The 463-nt window shown below is 47.3% G+C and carries 1 rRNA gene; it reads left to right on the top strand.

Annotated elements, in window-relative coordinates:
- Positions 1-463: ribosomal RNA gene (locus tag KKQ10_RS28295) — 16S ribosomal RNA — on the top strand; the annotation flags it as partial.

Genomic DNA, 463 nt, shown 5'->3' with positions numbered 1-463 from the left:
CCTACGGGAGGCAGCAGTGAGGAATATTGGACAATGGGCGCAAGCCTGATCCAGCCATGCCGCGTGCAGGATGACGGTCCTATGGTTTGTAAACTGCTTTTATACGGGAAGAAACACTGTGACGTGTAGATTGACGGTACCGTAGGAATAAGGATCGGCTAACTCCGTGCCAGCAGCCGCGGTAATACGGAGGATCCAAGCGTTATCCGGATTTATTGGGTTTAAAGGGTGCGTAGGCGGTTTAATAAGTCAGTGGTGAAAGCCCATCGCTCAACGGTGGAACGGCCATTGATACTGTTAAACTTGAATTATTAGGAAGTAACTAGAATATGTAGTGTAGCGGTGAAATGCTTAGAGATTACATGGAATACCAATTGCGAAGGCAGGTTACTACTAATTGATTGACGCTGATGGACGAAAGCGTGGGTAGCGAACAGGATTAGATACCCCAGTAGTCTCAAAT

It is taken from the genome of Pseudomonas sp. MG-9 (genome assembly GCF_018729515.1).
GTDB classification, from domain to species: Bacteria; Pseudomonadota; Gammaproteobacteria; order Pseudomonadales; family Pseudomonadaceae; genus Aquipseudomonas; species Aquipseudomonas serboccidentalis.
Note: the sequence above shows the minus strand (reverse complement) of the source record. Positions and strands in the feature narration are given on the sequence as shown.